This is a genomic window from Piscinibacter defluvii, assembly GCF_004011805.1.
Taxonomy (GTDB): domain Bacteria; phylum Pseudomonadota; class Gammaproteobacteria; order Burkholderiales; family Burkholderiaceae_C; genus Piscinibacter; species Piscinibacter defluvii.
The window spans coordinates 731,896-755,237 of record NZ_ML137196.1; the positions used below are offsets into that span (position 1 = coordinate 731,896).

Below are 23,342 nucleotides of genomic sequence, written 5' to 3' on the forward strand. Positions count from 1 at the left end.
TCCTTGAAGTCAGGGAAGGCGCGCGAGCAGGCGCTGCGCACGCAGAAGGATGGGTTTGTCGACCATGCGGCCGTCGACCTGCACGGCGGCGCCGCCGGAGGCATCGCTGGCGGCGATCACGCGGCGCGCCCAGTCGATCTCGGCGGGGCTGGGGGCGAGCAGCTCGTGCACGCGCGCGACCTGGCGCGGGTGGATGCACAGCTTGGCGGTGTAGCCGTGCGCTCGGGCGCGGGCCACGTCGGCGCGCAGTGCGGCGTCGTCGTCCAGCGCCGCGGTCACGCCGGCCACCGGCGCGGCGATGCCGGCCGCGCGCGAGGCCAGCGCGAGGCGGCTGGCGGCGTAGTCCAGGCCGATCGGGTCGCCGGAGAGGTCCAGGTCGAGCGCGAAGTCGATGGTGCCGAACACCAGGCGCTGCGCCGCCTGCGCCAGCGCCTCGGCGGCGAGCACGCCGCGCGCGGTCTCGATCAGCGCGAGCACCTGCGTGCCCGGGCAGGCCTCCCGCACGCGCTGCAGGGTCTCGGCGCGCTCGGCCTTGGCCAGCAGCACGGCCGCGGCGCCGCGCGCGGCGGTCAGGTCGTCGGCGAACCAGGCGGTGCTCTCGTCGTTGATCCGCACCACGAGCCTCGGGTCGCCATCGGCGAGCTGCGCCCGCACCGCGTCGCGAGCCAGGGCCTTGCGCTCGGGCGCGACCGCGTCTTCCAGGTCGAGCACCACGGCGTCGGCGCCGCTGGCCAGCGCCTTGGCAAAGCGCTCGGGCCGGTCGCCCGGCACGAACAGGTAGCTGCGGGCGTCCATCGTCGTCAGACCGCCTCGGCGGCGCGCAGCGCAGTGATCGCCGCGGCGTCCAGCCCCAGCTCGGCGAGGATCGCGTCAGTGTGCTGGCCGAGCGCCGGCACCGGGTCGAGCCGCGGCTCGCCATCGTCCCAGCTGCCCGGCGGCAGCAGCGCAGGCAGCGCGCCGACCGGGGAGCCGACCTCGCGCCAGCGGCCGCGCGCCTTCAGCTGCGGGTGTTCCCACACCTCGTGCATCGTGTTGACGCGCGCGTTGGCGATCTGCGCGGCCTCCAGCCGTTCCACCACCTGCGGCGCGCTCAGCGGCCGGAAGGTCTCGACGATGATCGCGCGCAGCGCCTCGCGCGCCGCGACGCGTTTGGCATTGCCGGTGAAGCGCGGATCGGTCGCGAGCGCGCTCTGCAGCAGCACCTTCTCGCAGAAGTTGACCCACTCGCGCTCGTTCTGCAGCCCGAGCATCACGCTGCCGTTGTCGGCCCCGGTCGGGAACGGGCCGTAGGGGTAGATGGTCGCATGGCTCGCGCCGGTGCGCGGCGGCGGCGGGGCGCCGTCGAAGGCGTAGTACAGCGGGTAGCTGGTCCACTCGGTCAGCGATTCCAGCATCGAGATGTCGAGGTGCCGGCCGCGGCCGGTCTGCCCGCGCTCGATCAGCGCCGCGAGGATGTTGGTGTAGGCGTACATGCCCGCGGCGATGTCGGCGATCGACGGGCCGGCCTTGCAGGGCTCGTCGGCGGTGCCGGTCACCGAGACGAAGCCGGCCTCGCTCTGGATCAGCAGGTCGTAGGCCTTCTTGTCGCGGTACGGGCCGTCGGCGCCGTAACCCGAGATGTCGCAGACGATCAGCTCCGGCTTCTGCTGCGCCAGCACGTCGTAGCCCAGCCCGAGCCGCGCGGCGGCGCCGGGGGCGAGGTTCTGCACCACGACGTCGGCCTTCTCGAGCACCAGGCGCTGCAGGATCTTCGCCGCCTCGGGGTGCTTGACGTCCAGCGTCAGGCTCTCCTTGCTGCGGTTGGTCCAGACGAAGTGCGAGGCGAGGCCGCGCACGCGCTGGTCGTAGCCGCGCGCGAAGTCGCCCACGCCGGGGCGTTCGATCTTGATCACGCGGGCGCCCAGGTCGGCGAGCTGGCGGGTGGCGAACGGAGCGGCGATCGCGTGTTCGAGCGTGACGACGATGAGGCCCTTGAGCGGTTGCATGGCAGCGGTTCCTTCAGCGCAGCGTGGCGACTGCGTCCATCGTCAGCCAGCCTTCGTGGTCCTGCGCCCAGAGCTTGACGGCCTGGCCCTCGCGCTGGCCGTTCACGCGCATCGGAGCGCCGTCGAAGGTCGGCCGCACGGCCTTGAAGCGGAAGGCGGCCACGTCGGCACCCGGCGCCTCGCGGCGCAGCAGGTCCATCAGCAGGGTCGCGATCAGCGGGCCGTGCACGATCAGGCCCGGGTAGCCTTCGACCTCGGTGACGTACTGGCGGTCGTAGTGGATGCGGTGGCCGTTGAAGGTCAGCGCCGAGTAGCGGAACAGCAGCACGTCGTCGGGCACGAGTTCACGCTGCCATGGCGCCCCGGCGGGGGCCGCCTGCGGCGGGGGTTCGACGTCGCCGGGCTGCTTCGCCTCGCGGTAGACGATGTCGTGGAACTCCACCAGCGCCGGCTCGGCCGCGCCGTTGCAGCGGACCTCGTGGCGCACCTTGACGAACACCAGCGGCCCGGTGCGGCCCTGCTTGACCGTCACGTCGGCGATCGTCGAGGTGCGCTCGACCGCATCGCCCACGCGCAGCGGCGCGCGGAACTCGAACTGGCTGCCGGCCCACATGCGCCGCGGCAGCGGCACCGGCGGCAGGAAGCCGCCGCGCTTCGCATGGCCGTCCGGGCCGATCTCGCTCTGGCGGTGCAGCGGCAGGAAGTACAGCCAGTGCCACAGCGGCGGCAGCGGCGTACCCGGCGCGAAATCGGCATCCGGATGGTCCAGCGTCGCGTTCAGCGCCATCGCCGGCGTCGGGTTCAGGGTGTCGCGCCGCGTCTCGCTGCGGCCGACCCAGGCACGGAGGTCTTCCATCGCCGGCTCCAGAGTGTCAGAAGTTGTGCCGCACGCCGAACTCGATGCCGCGCGAGCTGCCCCCGGCGGCGAGTCCGCTGGCGCCGCCCGGCACGGCCGTGGCGGACGCGCCGCGGTTGCTGATCTGCGCCAGCGTGCCATACAGCGCGCTGCGCTTGGACAGGTTGTGCACGTAGCCGAGGCCGAGCTTGCGTGCGCTGTTGCCGTCGATCGCCGTGCTGCCGACGCGGCCGCCGAAGTCGGCCTTCTGCCACGAGGCCTTCAGCTCGCCCTGGCCCATCGGCACCCAGGCGCCGAGCATCAGGTTCGTCTGGCTCGCCTCGGCCAGCGCGAAGCGGCGCCAGGCGGCCGAAACGCGCACCGGGCCGAAGTCGTAGGCGCCGGCCACGGCGTGATCGTCGAAGCGGTCGGTGCCGGTCAGGTCGTTGCGGGTGCGGGTGCTCGCCGCCGACACGCTGAAGGCGCTCGCCGTATACCCCAGGCGCGCGCCGATCACCTTGTGCTGGCCGTTCGCCGCCGTGCCGCCTTCGCCGGCCGCCAGCATCACGCCCGCCTCGAGGCCGCCCCAGCCGGACGGCGCCAGCCACTGCACCGCATTGCTCGCGCGCACCACGCTGTTCGGGGCGGACCCGAAGGCCGCGCGGATCGGGCCGTTCGGCGTGGCCGAGATCAGGTGCGTCGAGCCGGCGACGCCGACGTAGCTGAACGGGTCGTAGCGGCTCCAGTTGACGTAGCTGGGCACGAAGTCGCGCCCGGCACGCACCTCGCCGAGTGTCTTGCTGGCCAGGCTCACGGTCGCGCGCCGGTCCCAGAACAGCGTCGACGAGGCCGGCGCGCCGCTGTCCAGCAGCAGGCCGTGTTCGAGGTGGAACGCGGCCGACAGGCCGGCGCCGAGGTCCTCGCTGCCGCGCACGATGAGCCGGCTGGTCGAGTTCGAGCCGCTGACCAGCGAGCTGACCGCGCCCAGGCCCTCGTTGCGGACATGGCGCAGCGCCGCGTCCGCGACGCCGCCGATCGTGACCCCCTGGGCCGCGGCCGTGCCGGCGGCGGCGAGGCCGGCGAGTGCGGCTCCGATGATTCTCTGCATGAACTTGTCTCCGTGGGTGGTGGGTGCTTGCCGCGCCTCAGTCGGCCGTCAGCTTCGCCTGCTGCACGACCTTCTTCCACTTGCCGATCTCGGCCTTGACCAGCGCGCCGAACTGCTCGGGCGTGCTGGACTCCACGTCGGCGCCGTGGTCCTCGATGCGCTTGATGATTTCCGGGTCGGCCAGCACCTGGTTCAGCGCCTTGTTGAGCTGATCGACGACGGGCTTGGGGGTCTTGGCCGGCGCGAAGAAGCCGTACCACTGCTGCACCTCGACGCCGTCGATGCCCGCCTCCTTCAGCGTCGGCACGTCCGGCAGCAGCGGCGAGCGCTTCGGCCCGGCGATCGCCATCGCCTTGAGCTTGCCGCTCTTGACGTGCGGCACGGCGGTGAACAGGCTCGGGAACATGAACTGCGTCTGTCCGCCGATGGTGTCGCTGACCGCCGGCGCCGCGCCCTTGTACGGCACGCCCAGCATCACCACGCCGGCGTTGAGCTTGAACAGCTCGGCGGCGAAATGCGGCGCCGTGCCGTTGCCGGCCGAGGCGTAGGTGTACTTGTCCGGCTTGGCCTTGAGCTGGGCGACCAGGTCCTTGACGTCCTTCACCGGCACGGTGGCGTTGGCGACCATCAGCGTCGGCGAGTAGCCGACCAGGCCGATCGGCTCGAAGTCGGCCACCGGGTCGTAGCGCAGCTTCTGCAGGGCCGGGTTCATCGCGTGCGTGGCGATGTAGCCGAGCATCAGCGTGTGGCCGTCCGGCGTGGCGCGGGCGACGTACTCGCTCGCGATCGCGCCGTTGGCGCCGGCGCGGTTGTCGACGATCACCGTCTGGCCGAGCAGCGTGGAGAGCTTCTGGCCGATGGTGCGGGCCATCGCGTCGTTGCCGCCGCCGGCGGCGGTGGGCACGACGATGGTGATCGTCTTGGTCGGGAAGGCCAGCGCGGCGGGCGCGGCGGCGGCGAGGGCGGCGGCCAGGGCCGGGGCGAGCAATCGCTTCATGGGTTTGTCTCCTTCGGGAGGTCTGGAAAAGACGTAGTCGGGGATGTGCAGCTCGCCCTGCATGATCTTGCGCGCCGTGCGCAGCAGGGCGGCACGCTGGATGCGGGCCTCGCCGGCGCGGCCGTCGATCTGCACTTCGACGTCGATGCGGCCTTGCGGGTGCAGCACGGCGATGCGCCGCGTGCCGGGTTCGTGCGCGGCGCCGCTGGCCACCGTGCCGGGCAGCGCGAACGCGGCGGCCACGCCGATCGCGCCCGTCACCGCGTGCGAGGCATGGCAGCGGCGCGGCGTGAAGTAGCGCGAGGTGATGCTGTGTTCGTCGTCGCCGGCGCTGACGAGCACCGGCTTGGGCACCACGCTGCCGGACACGTCGCCCAACCCCATGCGCTGCCCGGCGGCCAGGCGCAGCGCCTCGATCCGCTCGAGCAGCGCCCGGTTCGCGTCGAGCTCGGCAGGCGCCTCGCGCCCACCGACGCCGAGGTCGGCGGCGCGCACGATCATCAGCGGCATGGCCGCGTCGATGCAGGTGACTTCGACGCCGTCGATCCGGTCGATGCGCTGGCCGGTCGGGAACACCGAGCCGGTCACCGCGCCCCAGGCGTCGAGGAAGTCGAGCCGGATCGGCGCCGCCGTGCCGGCCACGCCGTCGATGCCGGTCGAGCCCTCGTAGGCGACGCGCCGCCCGGGTGTCTGCACCGTCACGTCGATGCGCGACCGGGTGTTCACGTTGAACACGCGCACCGTGGTCTCGCCGTCCGCCGCGGCCACCAGGCCCTGTTCGATCGCGAACGGCGCCACGCCCGAGAGCATGTTGCCGCAGTTCGGCCGCGTATCGACCGAATTCTGGCCGACGCCGACCTGGGCGAACAGGTAGTCGACATCGCAGTCGGGTTGCACCGAACGCGAGACGATGGCCACCTTGCTGGTCAGCGTGCTGCCGCCGCCGACGCCGTCGACCTGCAGCAGGTCGGACGCGCCGATCGCGCCGATCAGTGCCTGGTCGCGCTGCGCCTCGTCGGCGGGCAGCCAGTCGCGCAGGAAGAACGGGCCGCGCGAGGTGCCGGCACGCATCAGGACGCAGGGGACGGTGAGCGATGACATGGACGCAATGATGGTCGCCGCATCGATGCATGTGAATTGCAGAGTTAGGATCGAATGATCGATGGAGTGCATCAATGGCCCTGAACTTCGACCTGCCCGACCTGCTCGCCTTCCGCGCGGTGGCCGAGATCGGCAACTTCCGCCGTGCCGCCGAGTCGGTGCACCTCTCGCAGCCGGCGTTCAGCCGGCGCATCGACAAGCTCGAACAGGCGCTCGGCGTGCGGCTGCTGGAGCGCACGACGCGGCGCGTCGAACTGACGGCGGTCGGGCGCGAGTTCGGGCGCAAGGTGGCGCAATGGCTCGACGAACTGGACGGCACGCTGCTGGCCGTGCGCGGCGTCGCCGCCACCCGGCTGGGCGAGGTCACCGTGGCCTGCGTGCCGTCGACGGTCTACTACCACCTCTCGCAGGTGATCGGCCGCTACCGCGAGCGCTACCCCAAGCTGCGCGTGCGGGTGTTCGACGCCGGCGCGAGCGAGGTGCTGGGCGCGGTGGCACGCGGCGAGGCCGATTTCGGGCTCAACTTCATCGGCAGCCAGGAACCGGAGATCGAGTTCCGGCCGCTGCTCGAGGAACGCTTTGTGGCCGCCTGCCGGCGCGACCACCCGCTCGCCAAGCGGCGCCAGGTCAGCTGGGCCGACCTGGCGGCACACGACTACATCAACGTCGCCAAGGCCTCGGGCAACCGGCTGCTGCTGGACCAGGCGCTGGCCGGCGTCGCGGTGCGGCCCGAGGGCCTGTACGAGACGCAGCACGTGACGACGCAGCTCGGCCTGGTCGAGGCCGGGCTGGGCGTGGCCGCGGTGCCCTCGCTCGCGATGCCGGGCAAGGACCACCCGCTGCTGGTCAGCGTCCCGCTGGTCGACCCGGTGGTCACGCGGCGCGTCGGGCTGATCCGCCGCAAGGGCCGCACGCTGTCGCCGGCCGCGCAGCAGCTCTACGACGTGTTCGCGGAGATGCGCAAGCCGGGGCGCGGGCGAAGGTCATGACCCGGCCCGGATAATCGGCGCATGGACAAGCGGCAACGGGTCGTCGTCGGGCTCTCCGGCGGGGTCGACTCCGCCGTCACCGCGCACCTGCTCAAGCAGCAGGGCCATGAGGTGATCGGCATCTTCATGAAGAACTGGGAGGACGACGACGACAGCGAATACTGCTCGTCGCGCCAGGACTTCCTCGACGCGGCGGCGGTGGCCGACGTGCTGGGCATCGAGCTCGAGCATGTCAACTTCGCGGCGGACTACCGCGACCGGGTGTTCGCCGAGTTCCTGCGCGAGTACCAGGCCGGCCGCACGCCCAACCCGGACGTGCTGTGCAACGCCGAGATCAAGTTCAAGGCCTTCCTCGACCATGCGATCCGCCTCGGCGCGGAGAAGATCGCGACCGGCCACTACGCGCGCGTGCGCGAACGCGACGGACGCTTCGAGCTGCTGAAGGGCCTCGACCCGCTGAAGGACCAGAGCTACTTCCTGCACCGCCTGACGCAGGCGCAGCTGGCCAGGACGCTGTTCCCGGTCGGCGAACTGGCCAAGACCGAGGTGCGCCGCATCGCGGCGGAGATCGGCCTGCCGAATGCGAAGAAGAAGGATTCGACCGGCATCTGCTTCATCGGCGAGCGGCCGTTCCGCGAGTTCCTGAACCGCTACCTGGCCAACACGCCCGGCCCGATCAAGGACGACCGCGGTCGCACGATCGGCGAACACGTGGGCCTCTCCTTCTACACGCTCGGCCAGCGCAAGGGCATCGGCATCGGCGGGCTGAAGGAGCGCGGCGCGGCCAAGGGAGGCAGCGAGCACGAGCCCTGGTTCGTCGCGCGCAAGGACCTGGCCAGCAACACGCTCTACGTCGTGCAGGGCCACGCGCACCCCTGGCTGCTCGCCCCGGCGCTGCGCGCCGACGACACCAGCTGGATCGCCGGCACGCCGCCCGCGCCGGGGCAGCTGGCCGCCAAGACGCGCTACCGCCAGGCCGACGCCCCCTGCACGCTGGCGCACGAGAGCGATGGCAGCTTCACGCTGCGCTTCGACGAAGCGCAGTGGGCGGTGACGCCGGGCCAGTCCGCCGTGCTCTACGACGGCGAGGTCTGCCTGGGCGGCGGGGTGATCGCCGCGGCGCTGCCGGTCGAGGCCGGCGCGCCCGCGGCCCCCGTCACTGCAGCGTGAAGTCGCTCGCAGAGAGCGTGTTCACGCCGGTCAGCGTGGCCACCAGCTCGGCCTCGTAGCCCGTGCCGGCGCCGTCGGCATCGAACCACAGCCGCCCGGTGCCGGTCTCGAACAGGAACTGCCCGGCCGTGCCGGTGGCCACCGGCGCGGTGCCCACCACCAGCGAGAGCGCTGCATCGTCCGCCAGGCCGAAGCCGGCGCGGTCGATCACCAGCGTGTCCTCGCCGCGCACGAAGTCGGCGATCAGGTCGCCCGAGCCGGTGGCGTCGCCGCCGAAGGCGAACGAGTCCTTGCCCGCGCCGCCGATCAGCCAGTCGCCGCCGCCGCCGCCGGCCAGGAAGTCGTCGCCGGCGCGGCCTTCCAGCCGGTCGTCGCCCTTGCCGCCCCAGAAGCCATCGCTGCCGGTGCTGCCGCGCAGGTCGTCGTCGCGGTCGCTGCCGACCACCTGCTCGATGCCCACCAGCGTCAGGCCCTGCGCCATGCCGGCGTTCTTGGTGCTGTCGGCCAGGTCCACGCGCACCGACAGGTCCGAGACGATGTTGAAGAACACCGTGTCGATGCCCGATCCGCCGACGAAGCGGTCGGTGCCGTTGGCGTCGAAATCGTCGCGCACGAAGCCGTCGTTGCCGGTGCCGCCGTCCAGCACGTCGTTGCCGTCGCCGTCGTAGAGCCAGTCGTCGCCGCCGCCGCCCTTGAGCACGTCGTTGCCGGCGTTGCCGTCGAGCAGGTCGTACAGGGCGCCGCCAGTCACCTGGTCGTGGCCGGCCGTGCCGTTGAATTCGAGCGACTCCATGCCGGAGAAGCTGGTGCCCGCGTTCACCGTCGTCGTGGCGGTGGAGAACACGAAGCTGACGCCGGTGGTCTCGTCGCCCAGGTCGAGGAAGGCGCGGTCGGTGCCGGTGCCGCCGTCGGCGCGGTCGCCGGCGTTGAAGTGCAGCGCGTCGTCGCCGGCGCCGCCGATGAGGGTGTCCGCGTCCGCGTCGGAGATCCCGCCGGTGGCGTACAGCGTGTCGTTGCCGAGCCCGCCGTCGAGCCGGTCGGCGCCGTTCCAGCCCTGGATCGAGTCGTTGCCGGCCAGGCCGCTGATCGTGTCGTGGCCGTTGTTGCCGTTGAACCAGTCGTCCAGCGCCCCGCCGGTCAGCTGGTCGTTGCCGTAGCCCGACCACAGGTGCACGCGCTCGATGCCGGTCAGCGTGACGTTGCCGTTGACCAGCGTCGCGTTCTGGCTCAGCGTGAAGCTCAGGTCCTGGCGCGCGTCGAAGCGGCTCACCCAGGCCATGTCGGTGCCGGTGCCGCCGTCGACCGTGAACACACCGGCGGTCGAGCCGGTGGCGTTGTTGACGTAGACGGTGTCGTTGCCCGCGCCGAGCACGATGCTGTTGGCGTGGCTGTTCGTGCCCTCCACCTCGACCTGCACCTCGTCGTCGCCGTCGCCGGCGTTGATCTTGTTGGCGCCGCCCCAGGCGGAGATGCGGTCGCGCCCGGCGCCGCCATAGACCAGGTCGTTGCCGCTGCCGGCGTCGAGCACGTCGTCGCCGTTGCCGCCGTACAGGGTGTCGTTGCCCGCGCCGGCGTCGAAGCTCACCTGCAGCGCACCGCGGCCGTCGAGCCGGTCGTTGCCCAGGCTGCTCTCGATGCTGAAGATCTCCACGTCGGTCGCGGTGGTTCCGTTGGACAGCGTCGCGGTGGTGCCGACGATCGAGAAGGTCACCGGCGTGTCGAGCGCGTCGCTGGCGTCGATCACCGCGCTGTCGGTGCCGGCGCCGCCCAGCAGGGTGTCGGCGCCGCCGCCCTTGACGATCAGGTGGTCGTCGCCGGTGCCGCCGTCGAGCCGGTCCCGGCCCGTGCCGCCGTCGAGCTGGTCGGCGCCGCCGTTGCCCACCAGCCGGTCGTTGCCGCCGTAGGAGGACAGCACGTCGTCGCCGTCGTGGGTGGTGAAGCTGTCGGCGCCGTCCGAGCCGGTGATGGTGTAGGCCTCGACGTTGATCAGCGTGGTGCCGTCGGCCAGCATGTTCTGCAGCGAGGGCGCCTTGGCCGTGAACGCACCGGCCAGCCCGTTCAGCTCGACCCGGTCGATGCCGGTGCCGCCGTCGATCACGTCCGCGCCGTTGCCGGCGAACACCGTCACGGTGTCGTTGCCGGCACCCCCCTGCAGCGTGTCCAGGCCGGCGCCGCCGCGCAGCAGGTCGTTGCCGTTGTCGCCGCGCAGCAGGTCGTTGCCTTCGTCGCCCTGCAGCATGTCGTTGCCGTCGCCGCCGTAGGCGATGTCGTTGCCGGTGCCGAGGAACACCGTGTCGTTGCCGTTCTGGCCGTAGGCCACGTCGCGCCCGTCGCCGGCGGAGAGGTAGTCGTCGCCGTGCCCGCCGCGCAGCTTGTCGGCGCCGGTGCCGCCGAACAGCGAATCGCTGCCCGCGCCGCCGTCCAGCGAGTCGTCGCCGTCGCTGCCGTCGAGCGCGTCGCGCCCGCCGTTGCCGACCAGCGTGTCGTTGCCGGCGTTGCCGGTGAACGAGTCGCCCCAGCGCCCGCCGGTCAGGGTGTCGGCGGCGCTGCCGCCGCGCACCGACCAGCGCTCGATGCCGGTCAGGCTGACGTTGCCGAACAAGGTGCTGGTGCCGGCCGCGTCGGTCACCGTCAGGTTCACGGCGCCGGTTTCGCCGGCCAGGTCGATGTCCAGCAGGTCGAGGCCGAGGCCGCCGTCCAGCCGGTCGCCGGCCCGCTCGGCGGCCGTGCCGAGCATCAGCATGTCGTCGCCGGTGCCGCCGCGCACGATGTCGACGCCGGCGCCGCCGGAGAGCAGGTCGTCGCCCGAGCCGCCGTCGAGCTGGTCGCCGCCGCTGCCGCCGAACAGCCAGTCGTCCTGGAATTCGCCGAACAGCCGGTCGGCGCCGTCGCCGCCGTCCAGGTTGTCGCGGTTCATGCCGCCGTACAGCCAGTCGTTGCCGGCGTCGCCGAACAGGCCGTCGCCGGTGTCGGCGCCGCGCAGGGTGTCGGCACCGGGGGTGCCGGGGATGAAGGCCATGTGCAATCTCCGTGGGTCGGTGGAATGCACGCAGTCTTCCCGCCGCGACGCGCTGCGGCATCGCCCGAAGGAGCCAGCGGCGGGCCATGGCCCGCCGGCGCCAGGCCGGCGCCCGGCGGCTCAGCGCGGTGCGCCGAGGTCCATGGTCCAGTAGGTGCGGTAGGTCGTGGACGAGGTGCCGCTGACGCAGGCGAGCCCGACCTCGCTGAAGGCCGGGTTCAGCAGGTTGGCGCAATGGCCCTCGCTGGCGATCCAGCCGTCCACCACCTGGTTGATGCCGGTCTGACCGGCGGCGATGTTCTCGCCCAGGCTGCGCCAGTCGTAGCCCGCCGCGCTGACGCGGCTGCCCAGCGTGCTGCCGCCGGTGCCGGTGTGCGAGAAGAAGTCGTTCGCCACCATGTCCTGCGAATGGGCCTCGGCCGCCTGCGTGAGCCGGTTGTTCCAGGCCAGCGCCGGGGCGGGCGCGAAGACCCCGCGCGAGCCGCAGGTCGCGCCCGAGGCCCGCCACTGGTTGATGCGGGCCATCGCCGCGGGCAGGAAATCGGGCAGGCCGCAGGTCGAGGCCGCGGCGGGCGCGCCGGTGGGCGCCGGCGCAGGCGCCGGGGACGGAACCGGGGCGGGGGCGGCCCCCGGCGCCGGGGCATCACCACCACCGCCGCCGCAGGCCGCCAGGCTGGCGGCCATCCACAGCAGCAGGGTTCGGGAGGACAGCTTCGGGCAGGACATGGCCGCAGGCTAGCGCCGCGCCGGCGCGCCGCGGTGAACAGACGTAAGCCGGCGCGCAGCGTGCGGACCGGCCGTGACAAGCCGCACGCGGGTGGCCGTGCCGCCCGGCCCGGTTCAAGTCGGAGCCCGCCCCGGCCGATAGCACGTCCACGCCCGACCTCGCCCCGCCCATGTTCATTCCGTTGCGCCTTGCTCCCTGCCTCGCCCTGCTCGCCGCGCCGGCCGCGCAGGCGGGCACGCTGGTGGTGGCGATCGCCGATGCGGCCGGGCAGCCGCTCGCCGACGCGGTGGCGCTGCTCGAGCCGGCGTCGGGCCGGCTGCCGGTCAAGCCGCTGGCCGACGTGGAGATCTCGCAGGCCAAGCGCCGCTTCCAGCCGCGCGTGACGCTGATCACGACCGGCACGAAGGTGAACTTCCCCAACTTCGACACGGTACGCCACCACGTCTACTCGTTCTCGGCCGCCAAGACCTTCGAGCTGAAGCTCTACGCCGGCGTGCCGGCCGCGCCGGTCACCTTCGACAAGCCGGGCATCGCGGTGCTCGGCTGCAACATCCACGACCGCATGGCCGCCTGGGTGGTGGTGGCCGACACGCCGTTTGCCGCGCGCAGCGGCGCCGACGGCCTGGTGCGCCTCGCCGACGTGCCGGCGGGCGACTACCGTCTCAGCGTCTGGCACCCGGGCCTGCCGGCGGCCACGCCGCTCGCGCCGGTGGCGCTGACGCTCGGTGCCGGCGACACGCAGCACACGGCGCGCCTGCCGGTCAGCGCCGAGCCATGATGCGCGGGCTGTCACCGCTGCGCCGCGCCTGGAGCGGCTCGCTGCGCGGCCGCATGGTCGCGCTGTTCCTCGGCCTGCTGGCGCTGGTGCAGATCGCCAGCTTCGCGGCCATCAGCGCCGGCCTGGCCGGCCACGCGCGCAGCAGCCTGCCGGCGCAACTCGAGGTCGGCGAGCGGGTGCTCGGCCGGCTGCTCGACCAGCGCGCGCAGACCCTGTTCGAGGGCGCGCGCCTGCTGGCCAAGGACTACGGCTTCCGCGAGGCGGCGCTGACCAACGACACCGAGACCATCGCCTCGGTGCTGGAGAACGCCGGCGACCGTATCGGCGCCACCGAGGTGGCCTGGCTGGACACCAGCCTCGCGCTGCGCGCCACCGCCGGCACGCACGGGCAGCGCCGCGAACTCGCCGCCGCGGCTACCGAGCTCGGCTTGCGTGCGGCCGCCGGCGGCCGTGCCACCGGCCTGGCGCTGCTGGACGGCAAGCCGCACCTGATGGTGCTGGTGCCGATGGAAGCGCCTCGGCTGGTGGGCTGGGTGCTGATGGGCTTCGTGGTCGACGATCAGCTCGGCCGCGACATGCGCCAGCTCTCGGCGCTGCACCTGACGCTGCTGACGCGCAGCGCGACCGGCGCGCCCTGGCAGCCGGTGCTCAGCACCCTGGCGCCGGCGCAGGCGCAGCAGCTCGCGGCGCAGCGCTGGAGCGCCCAGGGCGAGGCGGTGGCCGGCATGCGCGCGGTGCAGGTCGACGGCGAGGAGCTCGGCGTGCACGGCCGCTGGCTCACGCCGCTGGCCGCGCCCGGCAGCGACGCGGGCACCGAGGCCGACGCAGCGGTGCTCGCACTCGTCTCGCTGTCGATCGACGCCGCCACGCAGACGCCACGCGAGCTGCAGGTCGGCCTGCTGGCCATCACGCTGGCCGGCTTCGCGATCTTCGCGGCCGGCAGCCTGGTCACCGCGCGCCGCGTCACCACGCCGCTGCGCACGCTGGGCGCCGCGGCCGAGCGGCTCGGCGCGGGCGACTACGCCACGCCGGTGCCCGGCCTGCAGCGCGCCGACGAGATCGGCATGCTGGCGCAGAGCTTCGAGACCATGCGGGTCAACGTGGCCGACAAGGACACGCAGATCCGCCGCCTGGCCTACTGGGACACGCTGACCGGGCTGCCCAACCGCGCGATGTTCCGCGACGCGGTGCTCGCGTCGATCGAGCGGGCGCGCCGCGAGGGCGGCTCGGTGGCGGTGCTGATGCTGGACCTGGACCGCTTCAAGCACGTCAACGACGTGCTCGGCTACCACTTCGGCGACCTGCTGCTGCAGGGCGTGGCCGAGCGGCTGACGCAGCAGGTGCTGCGCGGCCAGGACCTGGTGGCGCGCCTGTCGGGCGACGAGTTCGCGGTGCTGCTGCGCGAGGGCGACGCGGCGCTGGCGCGCTCGGTGGCGCAGCGCATCGCACGTGCCTTCGACCGGCCGGTGGACCTGCAGGAGCACAAGGTCGACCTGGGCGCGGGCATCGGCATGGCCTGCTGGCCCGAGCACGCGGCCGACGCCGATGCGCTGCTCAACCGCGCCGAGGTGGCGATGGTCGCGGCCAAGCGCAGCGCCGCCGGCCCGCTGATGTACGACGCGGCGATCGACGCGGGCAGCGCGCAGACGCTGTCGCTGCTGTCGGAGCTGCGCCACGCCGTGGAGCACGGCGAGCTGCGCCTCTTCCTGCAGCCCAAGCTCTCGCTGGACGCCGGCCACGTGGTCGGTGCCGAGGCGCTGGTGCGCTGGCAGCATCCCCAGCGCGGCCTGGTGCCGCCGCTGCAGTTCATCCCCTTCGCCGAGCAGACCGGCTTCATCCGCGTGCTCACCATGTGGGTGTTCGAGGAGGCCGCGCGGCTGTGGCTCGCGCTGCAGGCGCAGGGCGCGCTGCTCAAGCTCTCGGTCAACCTGTCCACGCGCGACCTGCTCGACCCCGAGCTGCCGGCCAAGTTCGACGCGCTGCTGCTGCGCCACCGCGTGCCGGCCGAGGCCTTCTGCCTCGAGATCACCGAGAGCGCGATCATGGACGACCCGCAGCGCGCGCTGGCCACGCTGAACAAGCTCAGCGCGATGGGCTTCAGGCTCTCGATCGACGACTTCGGCACCGGCTACTCCTCGCTCGCCTACCTGAAGCGGCTGCCGGTGGACGAGCTGAAGATCGACAAGAGCTTCGTGACCAACATGGAGCGCGACCTCGACGACGCCACCATCGTGCGCTCGACCATCGACCTGGCGCACAACCTGGGCCTCTCGGTGGTGGCCGAGGGCGTGGAGAACGCCAAGGCCTGGGACCTGCTGCGCGAGCTGCGCTGCGACGAGGCGCAGGGTTATCACATGGGCCGGCCGATGCCCGCGGAGGAGTTCGGCAAGTGGTCCACGCTGTGGATCGAGCGGCGCCGGCCGTTCGCCGTCAGCAGCCCGATGCGCCTGCACTGAGCCTGGCAGGCCCGGCCGCGGGGCCGCCGATAGAATCGAGCGCTTTTCGCGCACGCGACGCGGCGGAGGAATGAGATGCTCGATCAGGAAGACGAAGGCACACGCATCGGGGTATGGGTGGTCCTGGGGGTGGTGTTCTTCGTGTTGACCGGCGTGATCGGCGGCCTCGCGCTGCGCCAGCTGCAGGCGGGCAAGGCGGCAGCCCAGCCCGTGGCCACCGCCGCCGCGGCGGGCGACGAGCTGGTCGACGCGCCGCTGACCGGCGAGCTGTTGGGCAAGCTCTACTTCGAGCTCGGCCAGGCCACGCTGCCGAGCGATGCGGCGGCGACCCTGTCCGCCGCCGCCAAGGCCCTGGCTGACGCGCCGGGCAAGCGGCTGGTGCTGTCCGGCTTCCACGACACCAGCGGCGACCCGGCCAAGAACGCCGAACTCGCCAAGCAGCGCGCCATCGCCGTGCGCGAGGCGCTCAAGGCGGCCGGCGCGGAGGCGGCCCGCCTCGCGCTGCGCAAGCCGGAGAGCACCGCCGGCGGCACCGACGCGCAGGAGGCGCGCCGTGTCGAGCTGCGCCTGGTCGACTAGGGCCTGCGGCTTCATGCCCGGCTCCCCCGCGCCCCGTCCGCGAGGGAGGCTCCAGCCAGCCTGACGAGCGCGCCGCATGTCCGACCCGCCCTTCGTCAAGCTGCTGCTGACGGCCCTGGAGGCCGCCGCCACCGTGGCCTTCGCGCTCTCCGGCCTGCTCGAGGCCGCGCGCAAGCGGCTCGATGCGGTGGGTGTGTGCATCGTCGCCGGCCTGGCCGCCTTCGGCGGCGGCACGCTGCGCGACGTGCTGCTGGACCGGCGGCCGTTCTTCTGGGTCGAGCATGCGCTGTGGCTGTGGGCGCTGCTCGGGCTGTGCGTGGCCGCGATGGCGCTGCTGCGCGCGCGCCACTTCGCGCCCACCGAGCGGGCCATGCAGTGGCCCGACGCGCTCGGCCTGGGCCTGTTCAGCGCCGGCGGCACGCAGCTGGCGCTGGAGCAGCAGCTGCCGGCCATCGTCGCGGTGCTGATGGGCGTGGTCACGGCCACGTTCGGGGGCGTGCTGCGCGACATCGTCTGCAACGAGATCCCCAGCGCCTTCCGCGACCATCGGCCCTACGCCGTGTGCGCGTTCGCTGGCGGCTGGGCGCTGGTGGGTGCCCGCGCGCTCGGCCTGGACGAGGGCAGCGCGCTGCTGGCCGCCGCGGCGCTGACCTTCGGCCTGCGCGCGGCGGCGCTCGCGACCGATTTCCGCCTGCCCGCCTGGTCACCCGGCGGCGAGCGCGGCGGCTGAGTCCGCGAACAGCGGGCCGAGCCGCCGCGCGGCCGCACGCAGCTCGGCCGGCGCGTAGCCGGCATAACCGAACACCCAGCCGCGCCGGCGCGACTCGATCGCGTAGGCCGACAGCGGCGCCAGGAACACCCCGGCCTCGCGCGCCCGTGCGCCGAGCGGCATGTCGGGCCGGCCGGGCGCGATCTCGTGCAGCAGGTGCATGCCCTGCGCGCTCGGCGCGAGCCGCAGCGCCCCGCCGCTGGCGCGCGCCAGCGCCTCGATCGTCAGCGCCTGGCGCTCCTGGTAGGCCTCGCGCATGCGGCGCAGGTGGCGCAGCAGGTGGCCCTCGGCGATGAAGCGCGCCAGCGTCTCCTGCGCATCGCCCGGGCTGTGCCGGTCGGCCAGCGCCTTGCCCGCCGCGAAGGCCTCGACCAGCGCCTCGGGCAGCACCACGAAGCCCAGTCGAAGCCCCGGGTGCAGCGTCTTCGAGAAGGTGCCGACGTAGATCACGCGCTGCGCGTCCGGCAGGCTGCACAGCGCCGGGATGCGGTGCGGCCCGTACTGGAACTCGCCGTCGTAGTCGTCCTCCACGACCCAGGCCGAGCGCTCGCGCGCCCAGGCCAGCAGTGCGAGCCGGCGCGCCAGGCTCATGTGCACGCCGAGCGGGAACTGGTGCGTCGGCGTGACCACCGCCAGCCGCGCCGCGGGCCAGCGCGCCGCGCCGGCGTCGATCACCAGGCCCTGCGCATCCACCGGCAGCGGCTGCACCGTCAGAGCGTGGGCCTGCAGGCAGGCGCGGATGCCGGGGTAGCCGGGGTCCTCGACCAGCACCTCGTCGCCGGGGTCCAGCAGCAGCCGCGCGACCAGGTCGATGGCCTGCTGCGAGCCGGCGCACACCAGCACCTGCTGCGGCAGGCAGCGGATGCCGCGCGAGACCAGCAGCCACTGCGCGATCGCCGCGCGCAGCGGCGGGTGGCCTGCCGGGTCGAGGTAACGCGCGAGCGCCGCATGACCACGCGCTCCGGCACGGCGCGCCAGCCGGTCCCACAGCGTGAACGGGAACAGGTCGACGGCCGGGTAGCCGATGCGAAACGGCAGCGGCGGCGCGCTCGGCGGCTGCCAGCGCAGCGCGGTGTCGGCGATCAGCCGGCCGCGCGAGGACAGCAGCGCGCCAGCGGCCGGCGCGGCCGCGGCGCGGCGGGCCGCGAGGCCGGCGATCGCCGGCGCCACGTAGCTGCCGTCGCCCACGCGTGCCACCACGTAGCCCTCGGCGCGCAGGCGCTCGAGCGCCCACAGCACCGTGTTGCGCGCCACGCCCAGCGTCCGTGCATGGTCGCGCGAGGGCGGCAGGCGCGCGCCGGGCGCGAGCACGCCCTGCTCGATGGCGCTGCGCAGGCGCTGGTAGACCTGCTGGCGCAGCGTCGGCGCGGGGCTGCGATTGGCTCTTGCGGGGCACATGAATTGGCTCCTCGTTCGGACCGCATCCGGACTATCCTGCGGAGCCATTGAACCACGGCAGACCACGGCAGGAAAGGCAGCCCATGGCCGACTACTTCGCGACGATCCACTGGCAGCGCGGCGAGCAGCCCTTCGCCGACCGGCGCTACAGCCGCCGCCACCTGATGCACTTCGACGGCGGCGCGGTGGTGCCGGGTTCGTCCTCGCCGCATTCGGTGAAGCTGCCCTACTCGGACCCGGCTGCGGTCGACCCCGAAGAGGCCTTCGTCGCCGCGCTGTCGAGCTGCCACATGCTGTGGTTCCTCGACCTGGCCTGCCGCGCCGGCTGGGTGGTGGACGACTACCGCGACGCGGCGGTCGGCACGATGGCCCGCAATGCCGAGGGCCGGCTGGCGATGACCGAGGTCGTGCTGCGCCCGGCGGTGCGCTTCGCCGGCCGCGCGCCCGACGCCGCCGAGCACGCGCGCCTGCACCACCAGGCGCACGAGGAATGCTTCATCGCCAGCTCGGTGAAGAGCACGCTGCGCTGCGAGCCGCGCATCCTCTCCGCAGAGGCCTGACATGTACCTGCCGAAGCACTTCGAGGAGACCCGTGACGAGGTGATGCACGGGCTGATCCGCACCCACCCGCTCGGCCTGCTCGTCACCCAGGGCGCGCACGGGCTCGACGCCAACCCGCTGCCCTGGCTGCTGGACACCGGCGCGGGCGACGGCGCGCACGGCACGCTGCGCGGCCACGTGGCGCGCGCCAACCCCGTCTGGCGCGAGGCCGATGGCCAGGAGGTGCTGGTGCTGTTCCAGGGCGCACAGGCCTACGTGAGCCCGGGCTGGTACCCGAGCAAGGCCGAACACGGCAAGGTGGTGCCGACCTGGAACTACGCCGTCGTGCAGGCGCGCGGCCGGCTGCGCGCCGTCGACGACGCGGCCTGGCTGCACCGCCTGGTGGGCCGGCTGACCGACACGCACGAGGCGACGCAGCCGCGTCCCTGGCAGGTGGGCGACGCGCCGGCCGACTTCATCGAGAAGCTGCTCGACGCGATCGTCGGCCTGGAACTCGAGATCACCGCGCTCAGCGGCAAGTGGAAGGTGAGCCAGAACCGCGGCGCGGCCGACCGCGAAGGCGTCGCGCAGGGCCTGGTGGCACGCGAGGACGCGCCGGCGCAGGCCATGGCAGCGCTGGTGCGCGCGGCGGACCCGCGCTGATCAGGCCGCCAGGCGGAACACGCCGACCGCCTGCACCAGGCGCTCGGCCTGCTGCTTCAGGCTGTCCGCCGCGGCGGCGGATTCCTCCACCAGCGCCGCGTTCTGCTGCGTCACCTGGTCGAGCTGGGTGACGGCGCCGCCGACCTGCTCGATGCCCTGCGTCTGCTCGGCGGTGGCCGCGCCGATCTCGGCGATCAGGTCGGCCACGCGCTGCACCTGGCCGACCACGTCGCGGATCGTCGCACCGGCATCGTCGACCATCTTCGAGCCGGCCTCGACACGCTCGACGCTGGCGCCGATCAGCGCCTTGATCTCGCGCGCCGCCTCGGCGCTGCGCTGCGCCAGGCTGCGCACCTCGCCGGCGACCACCGCGAAGCCGCGCCCCTGCTCGCCGGCGCGCGCCGCTTCCACCGCGGCGTTCAGCGCCAGGATGTTGGTCTGGAAGGCGATGCCGTCGATGGTGCCGATGATGTCGGCGATCTTGCGCGAGCTCTCGCTGATCTCGCCCATGGTCTGCACCACCTGCGACACCGCCTCGCCGCCGCGGCCGGCGGCTGCGTTGGCCGATTGCGCCAGCTGCGTGGCGGTGCGCGCGGTGTCGGCGTTCTGCTTCACCGTGGAGGTGAGCTGCTCCATCGAGGCGGCGGTCTGCTGCAGGTTGCTGGCCTGCTCCTCGGTGCGCTGCGACAGGTCGGCGTTGCCGGTGGCGATCTGCGCCGAGCCGGTGGCGATCGACTCGCTGCTCTGGCGCACCTGGCCGACGATGTTCGTCAGGTTCCCGGTCATGGCCTGCAGCGCGGCCAGCAGCTGGCCGGCCTCGTCGCGGCCGCGCACCTCGATCCGCACGCCGAGATCGCCGGCGGCCACGCGCTCGGCCAGGTCCACCGCCTGGCCGATCGGGCGCGTGATCGAGCGCGTGATGGCCCAGGCCAGGCCGATCCCGAGCAGCACCGCCAGCATGCCCGTCAGGCCGATCAGCCAGTTCGAGCGGGTCAGATCGGCGTCGGCCTCGGCAGTGGCCGCGTCCATCAGCTTCTCCTGCAGGTCGGAGAAACTCTCCATCGCCTTCATGTAGCCCAGCTGCTGGTCGCGCACGCGCTCCATGAGCTGGGTGCGTGCCTCCTGGGACCGGCCCTCGCGCACGAACCCGAGGAAACGGTCCAGCTCGGCGCGGTAGGCGTCGCGCCGGACGGTCACTTCGCCGAGCAGTTCCTTGCCGCGCGCGCTGACCACCAGCGGCGTGAGCTTCTCGTACAGGTCGTTGCCGAGCTTGCGGCTGGCGTCGATCTGGGCCAACTCGGCCTCGCGCTGGGCCCGGTCGTCGAAGAGGACGACATTGCGGGCGAAGCGGGCCTGCTTGTTGATCTCTTCCTTGATGTCGCCGATCAGCTTGACCTTGACGTAGTAGTCGTCGGTCACGCGGTGGAGCGACTCGTTGATCTCGCGCAGCGACAGCAGCCCGAGGGCGGCAACGGCCAGGAGCAAGGCGATCATGCCGCCGAAAGCCCATCCCAGACGGGGGCCGATGCGGAGTTGGTTCAGGACATTCATGGGGGTCGTCAGGAGGGGTCGTTGGCAGCGTGACTTTCGTCGCCGCCCCCGCCCGCTTGAGGACCCCCCGTCCGCGGCCGTGACGTATTGCACCGCGCCGCATGCACTCCGGCCGCAGCCGTGGCAGCGAAGGCCAGGCGGCCTGACTGCCAGGGACCGCCGGCAGGCGCGCTAGAACGGGATGTCGTCGTCCATGTTGTCGAAGCCCGTCGCGGGCTTCGCGGCCGCCGGCTTCTGCGGCGCCGGGCGGGCGGCGGCGGCCGGGCGGGCCGCCGGGCGGCTGCCGCCGCCGTCGCCGTAGTCGTCGGCCTCGCCGCCGCCGCCGGCGCCCATGCCCTCGCGGCCGCCGAGCATCTGCATTTCCGTGGCGATGATCTCGGTCGTGTACTGGTCCTTGCCTTCCTTGTCCTGCCACTTGCGGGTCTTCAGTCGGCCCTCGACGTAGACCGAGCGGCCCTTCTTCAGGTATTCACCCGCGATCTCGGCCAGTCGGTCGTAGAACACCACGCGGTGCCACTCGGTCTCTTCCTGGCGCTCGCCGCTGTCCTTGTTCTTCCACTGCCGCGTGGTGGCGATGCTGACGTTGCACACGGCGTTGCCGTTGGGCGTGTAGCGCACCTCCGGATCGCGGCCCAGGTTGCCGATCAGGTGGACTTTGTTCAGTGAGGCCATGCTGCGCTCCGCGGTGAGACTCGGGTGGGATGGGGCCATTATCGCCGTCCGCCCGGGTGCGCTGCCGGCGCCGATGGGTGACCCTGAACGGTTCCCTCCTCGGTGGGGCCGCGCCGGCACGCATAGCGGCCACGTGACGAATGTCGCAGGGCTTGCGTATGCGCAAGATCCCGGGCGAGAGCCCTCGCCTTCGCGGTTAGAGTCTCAGGCAGTCCTGCAGTACCGGAACCCCTGGAGATTCGCATGTCATGCAAGTCTGTCGCCGCCGCAGCGGCCTGTCTGATCACCGCCGTCGGCCTCGTCGGCTGCGCCACCGAGTCGTCGCGCAGCCTGGCCGTCGCCAAGGTGGAAGCGGCGGCCACGCCGTACACCGGTGCTCGCATCCCGATCTCCGTAGGCAAGTTCGACAACCGTTCGAGCTTCATGCGCGGCGTCTTCACCGATGGCGTAGACCGCCTCGGCTCGCAGGCGAAGACGACGCTGATCGCGCACCTGCAGCAGTCGCAGCGCTTCGGGGTGCTGGACCGCGAGAACCTGTCCGAGACCAAGCAGGAGGCGCAGTTCCAGGCCCGCACCCAGGCCATCAAGGGGGCCGACTACGTCGTCACCGGGGACATCTCCGAGTTCGGCCGCAAGGACGTCGGCGACGTGCAGCTGTTCGGGATTCTGGGCCGCGGCAAGACGCAGGTGGCCTACGCCAAGGTGACGCTCAACGTCGTCAATGCGCTGACCTCCGAGATCGTGTTCTCGGCCCGTGGCGCGGGCGAGTACGAGCTTTCCAACCGCGAGGTGGCCGGCTTCGGCGGCACCGCCGGCTACGACGCCACGCTCAACGGGAAGGTGCTCGACCTGGCGATGCGCGAGGCGGTGAACAACCTCGTCAGCGGGCTCGACGCCGGCCAGTGGGGCCCACGCAAATGAGGGTGGCCCGACTCCTGGCCGCCGCCGCTGGCGGCCTGGTGCTGATCGGCTGCGCCGCGGCGCCCAAGCCGCTGTACCACTGGGAGGGTTACCAGCGTCAGGTCTACCAGTTCCTCAACGGCGAGATGTCGAACCCGAACGAGCAACTGATGTTGCTCGAGGCCCAGGCCGAGAAGGCGCGTGCGACCGGCGCCGCGCTGCCGCCGGGTTTTCGCGCGCATCTGGCCATGCTTCACATCCGACTGGGCCGGCACGACGAGGCGCGCCAGATGATCGAGGCGGAGAAGGCCGCGTTCCCGGAGTCGACGTCCTTCATGGACTTCGTGCTCAAGAGCATGGGCGGCGCGAAGCCCTCCTGAACGAAACGAACATGACCAAGCTCCGCGCGCGGCCGGCCCGCCTGGCCGCCCTTCTCGCCCTGGCTGCACTGCTCGGGGCCTGTGCTGCCCCCGCCCCGTACGACTACACGGCGTTCCGGCAGGCGCGCCCGGCGTCCCTGCTGGTCCTGCCGCCGCTGAACGACTCGGCCGACGTCAAGGCCGTTGCCGGTGTGCTCGCCACGGCCACGGCCCCGCTGGCCGAAGCTGGCTACTACGTGCTGCCGGTCAGCATGGTCGACGAGACCTTCCGCCAGAACGGCATGACGACGCCACACGACATCCAGCAGGTCTCGACGGCGAAGCTGCGCGAGATCTTCGGTGCGGACGCCGCGGTCTACCTGCGCGTCAAGGACTACGGCACCCGCTACCTGGTCGTCGGCAGCGACACGCGCGTCACCGTCGAGGGGCGCATCGTCGATCTGCGCAGCGGCGCGCTGCTGTGGGAGGGCAGGGCCACCGCATCTTCGCAGGAGTCGAACAACAACAACCAGGGCGGGCTGGTCGGTCTGCTCGTCAAGGCGCTCGTGGAGCAGATCGTCGGCACCGTCACCGACGCCAGCTTCAACTACGCCGGCATCGCGAACCAGCGCCTCCTGGGTGCACCGGTGCGCAACGGCATCCTGTTCGGGCCGCGCTCGCCGCGCTACCAGAAGGACTGAGCGACCGGCGTCCCGTACCATCGCGGGGCTGTCATCCCGCCGCGA

The 23,342-nt window shown here is 72.6% G+C and carries 21 protein-coding genes; 11 read left to right on the forward strand and 10 right to left on the reverse strand.

From position 1 onward, the window contains the following. Nucleotides 1-9 precede the first annotated feature (9 nt). The 5 genes from D9C15_RS03275 to D9C15_RS03295 are packed head-to-tail and all read right to left on the reverse strand — an operon-like array spanning nt 10 to nt 6,026. Nucleotides 10-795, reverse strand: coding sequence for an HpcH/HpaI aldolase/citrate lyase family protein (locus D9C15_RS03275; protein WP_127995981.1), 786 nt, complete (start codon nt 793-795; stop codon nt 10-12). Nucleotides 796-800: 5 nt separating this feature from the next. After that, entirely contained in the window at nt 801-1,985 is a 1,185-nt protein-coding gene (locus tag D9C15_RS03280; protein ID WP_127995982.1) for a CaiB/BaiF CoA transferase family protein, read from the reverse strand. 13 nt (nt 1,986-1,998) lie between these two features. Then, entirely contained in the window at nt 1,999-2,841 is an 843-nt protein-coding gene (locus D9C15_RS03285; protein ID WP_127995983.1) for an HTD2 family dehydratase, read from the reverse strand. A 16-nt stretch (nt 2,842-2,857) separates the two neighbouring features. Beyond that, nucleotides 2,858-3,928: a porin gene (locus tag D9C15_RS03290; RefSeq protein ID WP_127995984.1), complete on the reverse strand. Its 1,071-nt coding sequence runs from the start codon at nt 3,926-3,928 to the stop codon at nt 2,858-2,860. Between the two features lie 37 nt (nt 3,929-3,965). Then, complete coding sequence (locus D9C15_RS03295) at nt 3,966-6,026, reverse strand: 4-oxalomesaconate tautomerase (RefSeq protein WP_127995985.1); 2,061 nt, start codon at nt 6,024-6,026, stop codon at nt 3,966-3,968. Between the two features lie 74 nt (nt 6,027-6,100). Between D9C15_RS03295 and D9C15_RS03300 the strand changes: the two genes are divergently transcribed. Together D9C15_RS03300 and mnmA are read left to right on the forward strand one after the other, a co-directional pair. Beyond that, complete coding sequence (locus D9C15_RS03300; protein ID WP_127995986.1) at nt 6,101-7,015, forward strand: LysR family transcriptional regulator; 915 nt, start codon at nt 6,101-6,103, stop codon at nt 7,013-7,015. A gap of 21 nt (nt 7,016-7,036) precedes the next feature. Then, nucleotides 7,037-8,185 carry a tRNA 2-thiouridine(34) synthase MnmA gene (mnmA, locus tag D9C15_RS03305; protein ID WP_127995987.1) on the forward strand — a complete coding sequence of 383 codons (1,149 nt, stop codon included), beginning with the start codon at nt 7,037-7,039 and terminating at the stop codon, nt 8,183-8,185. Here mnmA and D9C15_RS03310 read toward each other — a convergent pair. Then, on the reverse strand, nt 8,172-11,204 hold the full coding sequence (locus D9C15_RS03310; protein ID WP_127995988.1) for a beta strand repeat-containing protein: 3,033 nt from the start codon (nt 11,202-11,204) through the stop codon (nt 8,172-8,174). The two genes, mnmA and D9C15_RS03310, sit on opposite strands and share 14 nt — an antisense overlap. A 120-nt stretch (nt 11,205-11,324) precedes the next feature. After that, nucleotides 11,325-11,930 carry a CAP domain-containing protein gene (locus D9C15_RS03315; RefSeq protein ID WP_164886631.1) on the reverse strand — a complete coding sequence of 202 codons (606 nt, stop codon included), beginning with the start codon at nt 11,928-11,930 and terminating at the stop codon, nt 11,325-11,327. 170 nt (nt 11,931-12,100) lie between these two features. On the opposite strand from D9C15_RS03315, the gene D9C15_RS03325 reads away from it, so the two are divergent. The 4 genes from D9C15_RS03325 (at nt 12,101) to D9C15_RS03340 (ending at nt 16,474) form a co-directional block, all read left to right on the forward strand. Beyond that, a complete protein-coding gene (locus tag D9C15_RS03325) occupies nt 12,101-12,709 on the forward strand; it encodes a methylamine utilization protein (protein ID WP_127995991.1) in 609 nt (202 codons plus the stop codon). Then, nucleotides 12,709-15,165 (forward strand): putative bifunctional diguanylate cyclase/phosphodiesterase, encoded by a 2,457-nt coding sequence (locus D9C15_RS03330; RefSeq protein WP_127995992.1) that lies wholly within the window; start codon nt 12,709-12,711, stop codon nt 15,163-15,165. The genes D9C15_RS03325 and D9C15_RS03330 overlap by 1 nt, the downstream gene beginning before the upstream one ends. Nucleotides 15,166-15,240: 75 nt before the next feature. Next, on the forward strand, nt 15,241-15,744 hold the full coding sequence (locus D9C15_RS03335; protein ID WP_127995993.1) for an OmpA family protein: 504 nt from the start codon (nt 15,241-15,243) through the stop codon (nt 15,742-15,744). A gap of 76 nt (nt 15,745-15,820) precedes the next feature. Continuing rightward, the gene (locus tag D9C15_RS03340) at nt 15,821-16,474 is read left to right on the forward strand and encodes a trimeric intracellular cation channel family protein (RefSeq protein WP_127995994.1); all 654 of its coding nucleotides are present in this window, start codon (nt 15,821-15,823) and stop codon (nt 16,472-16,474) included. On the opposite strand, the gene pdxR is transcribed toward D9C15_RS03340, so the two are convergent. After that, the gene (gene pdxR / locus D9C15_RS03345; RefSeq protein ID WP_127995995.1) at nt 16,448-17,911 is read right to left on the reverse strand and encodes a MocR-like pyridoxine biosynthesis transcription factor PdxR; all 1,464 of its coding nucleotides are present in this window, start codon (nt 17,909-17,911) and stop codon (nt 16,448-16,450) included. The two genes, D9C15_RS03340 and pdxR, sit on opposite strands and share 27 nt — an antisense overlap. A gap of 83 nt (nt 17,912-17,994) precedes the next feature. On the opposite strand from pdxR, the gene D9C15_RS03350 reads away from it, so the two are divergent. Next, nucleotides 17,995-18,471 carry an OsmC family protein gene (locus D9C15_RS03350; RefSeq protein ID WP_127995996.1) on the forward strand — a complete coding sequence of 159 codons (477 nt, stop codon included), beginning with the start codon at nt 17,995-17,997 and terminating at the stop codon, nt 18,469-18,471. A gap of 1 nt (nt 18,472) precedes the next feature. Continuing rightward, a complete protein-coding gene (locus D9C15_RS03355; protein WP_127995997.1) occupies nt 18,473-19,114 on the forward strand; it encodes an FMN-binding negative transcriptional regulator in 642 nt (213 codons plus the stop codon). Here D9C15_RS03355 and D9C15_RS34440 read toward each other — a convergent pair whose 3' ends face one another. Together D9C15_RS34440 and D9C15_RS03365 are read right to left on the reverse strand one after the other, a co-directional pair. After that, nucleotides 19,115-20,608 carry a methyl-accepting chemotaxis protein gene (locus D9C15_RS34440; protein WP_375138740.1) on the reverse strand — a complete coding sequence of 498 codons (1,494 nt, stop codon included), beginning with the start codon at nt 20,606-20,608 and terminating at the stop codon, nt 19,115-19,117. A 228-nt stretch (nt 20,609-20,836) separates the two neighbouring features. Beyond that, complete coding sequence (locus tag D9C15_RS03365) at nt 20,837-21,337, reverse strand: single-stranded DNA-binding protein (protein ID WP_127995999.1); 501 nt, start codon at nt 21,335-21,337, stop codon at nt 20,837-20,839. A 243-nt stretch (nt 21,338-21,580) separates the two neighbouring features. Here D9C15_RS03365 and D9C15_RS03370 point away from each other — a divergent pair, with 243 nt between their 5' ends. From D9C15_RS03370 to D9C15_RS03380, 3 genes are read left to right on the forward strand one after another with little or no spacing between them, the layout of a single operon-like run. After that, nucleotides 21,581-22,258: a CsgG/HfaB family protein gene (locus D9C15_RS03370; protein ID WP_127996000.1), complete on the forward strand. Its 678-nt coding sequence runs from the start codon at nt 21,581-21,583 to the stop codon at nt 22,256-22,258. 2 nt (nt 22,259-22,260) lie between these two features. After that, nucleotides 22,261-22,617: a DUF4810 domain-containing protein gene (locus D9C15_RS03375; protein WP_240668266.1), complete on the forward strand. Its 357-nt coding sequence runs from the start codon at nt 22,261-22,263 to the stop codon at nt 22,615-22,617. 11 nt (nt 22,618-22,628) lie between these two features. Continuing rightward, the gene (locus tag D9C15_RS03380; RefSeq protein WP_127996002.1) at nt 22,629-23,297 is read left to right on the forward strand and encodes a DUF799 domain-containing protein; all 669 of its coding nucleotides are present in this window, start codon (nt 22,629-22,631) and stop codon (nt 23,295-23,297) included. Nucleotides 23,298-23,342: the final 45 nt, after the last annotated feature.